At 71.5% G+C, this 3,993-nt stretch carries 5 protein-coding genes; 3 read left to right on the top strand and 2 right to left on the bottom strand.

Annotated elements, in window-relative coordinates; all coding sequences use genetic code 11:
* Positions 1-268: enoyl-CoA hydratase/isomerase family protein (locus ASG00_RS18295; protein WP_235559526.1), on the bottom strand; the 268-nt coding region annotated here is incomplete at its 3' end.
* Positions 269-360: 92 nt separating this feature from the next.
* On the opposite strand from ASG00_RS18295, the gene ASG00_RS11555 reads away from it, so the two are divergent.
* On the top strand, positions 361-1,557 hold the full coding sequence (locus tag ASG00_RS11555) for an ABC transporter ATP-binding protein (protein ID WP_082483226.1): 1,197 nt from the start codon (positions 361-363) through the stop codon (positions 1,555-1,557).
* Positions 1,554-2,360, top strand: a complete 807-nt coding sequence (locus ASG00_RS11550; RefSeq protein ID WP_056209726.1) for an ABC transporter permease — start codon at positions 1,554-1,556, stop codon at positions 2,358-2,360. The genes ASG00_RS11555 and ASG00_RS11550 overlap by 4 nt, the downstream gene beginning before the upstream one ends.
* Positions 2,361-2,369: 9 nt before the next feature.
* On the opposite strand, the gene ASG00_RS11545 is transcribed toward ASG00_RS11550, so the two are convergent.
* The gene (locus ASG00_RS11545; RefSeq protein WP_056209723.1) at positions 2,370-2,768 is read right to left on the bottom strand and encodes a hypothetical protein; all 399 of its coding nucleotides are present in this window, start codon (positions 2,766-2,768) and stop codon (positions 2,370-2,372) included.
* Positions 2,769-2,872: 104 nt separating this feature from the next.
* On the opposite strand from ASG00_RS11545, the gene cofG reads away from it, so the two are divergent.
* Positions 2,873-3,993: 7,8-didemethyl-8-hydroxy-5-deazariboflavin synthase CofG (gene cofG / locus ASG00_RS18290; RefSeq protein WP_235559525.1), on the top strand; the 1,121-nt coding region annotated here is incomplete at its 3' end.

Here is a 3,993-nt window from a genome sequence, read left to right as displayed (position 1 = left end):
CCCCCACCTCGTCGACCCTGCCCGCGACGATCGAGGCGTAGAGGGCACGAACGTCGCCGCCCGCGCAGAGGCCGCGATCACCGGCGCCGTCGAGCAGCACGGTGTCGATGTCGGCGTCACCCCGCCAGGCGTCGAGTGCCGCCCGGAGGGCACGGATCATGTGCACGTCGAGCGCGTTGATCGCCGCAGGGCGGTCGAGGGTGAGGCGGCCGAGCGAGTGCTCGGTGCGAACCACGACGCCGGCATCGGTGGGGTGCACGTCGGTCACGGGGCAACGTTACCGCCCGATGACGGCGCAAATCCCGGGTCGATCGGCGGTTGTCCGCCAAGATGGAACCACCACGGACCGAGGAGGAGCCGATGCCGGACGGCCAGGTGCTCGAATTCACCGACCTGCGCAAGAGCTTCGGCCGCGTCGATGCGGTCGCGGGCCTGACCGCGCGCGTCGAGCCCGGCGTGGTGACCGGCTTCCTCGGCCCGAACGGGGCGGGCAAGACCACGACGCTGCGCATGCTGCTCGGTCTGGTGCGCCCGACATCGGGCACCGCCCGCATCGGCGGACGCCTCTACGGTGAGCTGACCGATCCGCTGCGCAGCGTCGGCGCGGTGCTCGAGGCATCCTCCTTCCACCCGGGTCGCTCGGGCGCGAACCATCTGAAGGTCTACGCCCAGGCGGCGGGAATCCCCACCTCCCGCGTCGACGAGGTGCTGGCGCTCGTCGGCATGTCGGATGCCGCGGGCCGCAGGGTCGGCGGGTACTCGCTCGGCATGCGGCAGCGCCTCGGCCTCGCCTACGCCCTGCTGGGAGACCCCGGAGTGCTGATCCTCGACGAGCCGACGAACGGCCTCGACCCCGAGGGCATCAAGTGGATGCGCACGCTGCTGCAGCATCTGGCCCGCGAGGGTCGTACGGTGCTCATGTCATCGCACCTGCTCTCCGAGGTGCAGCAGACAGCCGACGCCCTGCTCATCGTCGCCAAGGGGCGACTGGTCTACCAGGGTGCCATCGAGGACATCGTCGGCCCCGACGAGGTGTCGACGGTGGTGGATGCCCCCGACCGCGCCGCCCTCGCGGCAGCCCTCACCGCGGGCGGCTTCACCTACGACCTCCTGCGCACGGGCTTCACGGTTCTCCACGCCGATGCCGTCGAGGTCGGCGCAGCCGCCGCGGCGGCCGGTGTCGCCCTGTCGTCGCTCGTGCGCCGCGGGCCGAACATCGAAGAGGCGTTCCTCGAGCTGGTCTCCGGCGACCGCGTGCATGCGTCCGCCGCCGGCATCCTCGCCCCCGCGGCGGACGCCGCCGCACCCGATGAGCCGGCCACCACCGCGTCGGCCGCACCCGATGTGACATCCGCGGCAGGTGTGCCCGACGGCTCGAGCACGACCGAGCTTGAGGGCGCGACAGAGGGCGTGGAAGAGGTCGAGCGTCCGGCAGAGGTCGTCGAGCTCGCCGACGTCCCGGTCGCCGCCGGGAGCGATGCGACCGAGGAGTACCCGGATGACGCGGAGCCCGCCGCATCCGATACCGACCGCCACGACGAAAGCGAGCAGCGATGAGCCTCGCCCGTGCCACCCGATCCGAGCTGACGAAGCTCTACTCCACCGCGATCTGGTGGATCCTCGCGATCGTGCTCGTCGTCTACGTCGGGTTCGTGTCCACGTTCCTCGGATTCGTCCTGTCCTCATCGAGCACGGGCAGTGCGCTCAGCGAGTCGAGCAGTGAGGTTCCGGCGACGCTGTACAGCCTGGCCTCGTCGATCGGCTACGTCTTTCCGCTGCTGATCGGCACGCTCATCGTCACCGGCGAGTTCCGCCACAAGACGCTCACGCCGACGTTCCTGGCGACCCCCGCGCGCGGCACTGTGCTGTGGGCGAAGCTGCTGGCCTCGACGACCCTCGGACTGCTCTACGGCGTGCTCGCGCTTCTCGTGACCGTCGGACCGATCGCGGGTCTGCTCGCCGCCCACGGTCTGCCTACCGGTCTCGGCTCGTCCGACACCTGGGCGCTGGTCGGACGCATCCTGCTCGTGTTCGTGCTGTGGACCTGGGTGGGCCTGGGCCTCGGCACCCTCATCCGCAACCAGGTCGCCGCGATCGTCGTCGTGCTCGCGTTCACCCAGTTCATCGAGCCGCTGCTGCGCCTCGGCACGATGTTCGTCTCGTGGCTGCAGGATGTCGGGCGCTTCCTGCCCGGCGCGGCATCCGACCAGCTGGTGGGCTCGTCCGTGCTGACGCTCGGTCAGGGCGGAGCGTCTCCCGACCCGCTCACCTGGTACGCGGCGGCCATCGTGCTCGCCGCCTACGCATTCGCGCTGCTCCTGCTCGGCCACATCTTCAGCTGGCGACGCGACGTCGCCTGAGCGGGCGCGTCAGTCGGCGTCGGGCGCGAGCTCGGCGACATCCGTCGGCTCGTCGCCGCCGTCGAGCCGCAGGGCGCGCAGCAGTGCCACGCCGTGCCGCGTGGTGAGGATGATGCGCGAGAACTCCGCCGACTCGTCGAGGTCGATTACCACACCGGGGCGCTTCGCCCGGATGACGGCGAAGTCGTCACCGACGCCGGTGCGCCACGTTCCCGCGGCGGTGACGCCCGGCACGTAGGTCGAGCGCCCGCGGGTGCCCCGCAGCCACGTCCACGGGTCGTCGGTGAGCTGAGCCCGGGTGATCGACGAGCGTTCGACGACGATATTCCGCTTGCGGAATGCCGTGAGCCGCTCGGCGCCCGACAGCACGATCTCGAGCTGAGCCGAGTCGAGCAGCAGGGTCACCATGCGCCTAGTCTGCCAGGGCACCGCGGCGGCCGCGGCGGCGTTTGCTTACATCCCGGCAACGATCCGACAACCCCGACGCCTTCTGCGGGTGGAAGACTGAACCGGTGAGTCTGGCCGATCATCCGGCGCCGGCGTCCGCCGTGCGCATCCCCGAGGCGATCGCCGCCGCCCGCGCGGGCCGCGACCTCGACGCCGCCGACGCCGAAGCGCTGCTGGGTGCCGTTGGCGACGATCTCGAGGCGCTGCTGGCCGCGGCATCCGCTCTGCGCGACGAGGGGCTCACCGCAGCCGGCCGCCCGGGCGTCATCACCTATTCGCGCAAGGTGTTCATCCCGCTCACGACCCTCTGCCGCGACCGCTGTCACTACTGCATCTTCGTCGACACCCCCTCACAGCTGCGACTGCTGCGCAAGCCCGTCTACATGACGCCCGAGCAGGTGCTCACCGTCGCCCGCCAGGGCGCCGCCCTCGGATGCAAAGAGGCCCTGCTCACCCTCGGCGACCGCCCAGAGGACCGCTGGCCCGAGGCGCGCGCCTGGCTCGACGAGCACGGCTACACCTCGACGCTCGACTACGTCGCCGCGATGGCTCGGCTCATCACCGCCGAGACCGGGCTGCTCGCCCACGCGAACCCCGGCGTGATGTCGGCGGACGAGCTGCGGATGCTGCGCCCCACCGCCCCCTCGATGGGGATGATGCTCGAGACGACCTCGCGCCGGCTGTTCGAGGAGCCCGGGCAGGTGCACTACGGCTCGCCCGACAAGGACCCCGACGTGCGACTGGCGGTGATCGAGGACGCCGGCCGAGAGCGGGTGCCGTTCACGACGGGCATCCTCGTCGGCATCGGTGAGACCGTGCACGATCGGGCGGAGTCGCTCATCGCGCTCCGCGATGCGCACCGCCGCCACGGTCACGTGCAGGAGGTGATCGTGCAGAACTTCCGCGCGAAGCCGCGCACCGCGATGCGGGCCGCGCCCGACGCGTCGCTGCTCGAGTACGTCGCGGCGGTCGCGACCGCGCGCCTCGTGCTCGGGCCGCGCATGCGCGTGCAGGTGCCGCCGAACCTGTCGGATGAGACGGAGTTCGAGCTTCTCGTGCGCGCCGGCGCCGACGACTGGGGCGGGGTGTCGCCGCTCACCGCCGACCACGTCAACCCCGAGCGCCCCTGGCCGCACCTCGACGACCTCGCCCGTCGCACCGCCGAGCTCGGCTTCACCCTGCGCGA

The sequence above is a fragment of the Microbacterium sp. Leaf351 genome (genome assembly GCF_001423825.1).
Classification (GTDB): Bacteria; Actinomycetota; Actinomycetes; order Actinomycetales; family Microbacteriaceae; genus Microbacterium; species Microbacterium ginsengisoli.
The sequence above is the reverse complement of the archived record's forward strand: the minus strand, read 5'-3'. Positions and strand labels throughout refer to the sequence as shown.

Excerpts from the sequence above, each read along its gene's own strand:
- ASG00_RS11555 (WP_082483226.1), top strand. The coding sequence starts at position 361 with ATGCCGGACGGCCAGGTGCTCGAATTCACCGACCTGCGCAAGAGCTTC.
- ASG00_RS11550 (WP_056209726.1), top strand. The coding sequence starts at position 1,554 with ATGAGCCTCGCCCGTGCCACCCGATCCGAGCTGACGAAGCTCTACTCC.
- ASG00_RS11545 (WP_056209723.1), bottom strand. The coding sequence starts at position 2,768 with ATGGTGACCCTGCTGCTCGACTCGGCTCAGCTCGAGATCGTGCTGTCG.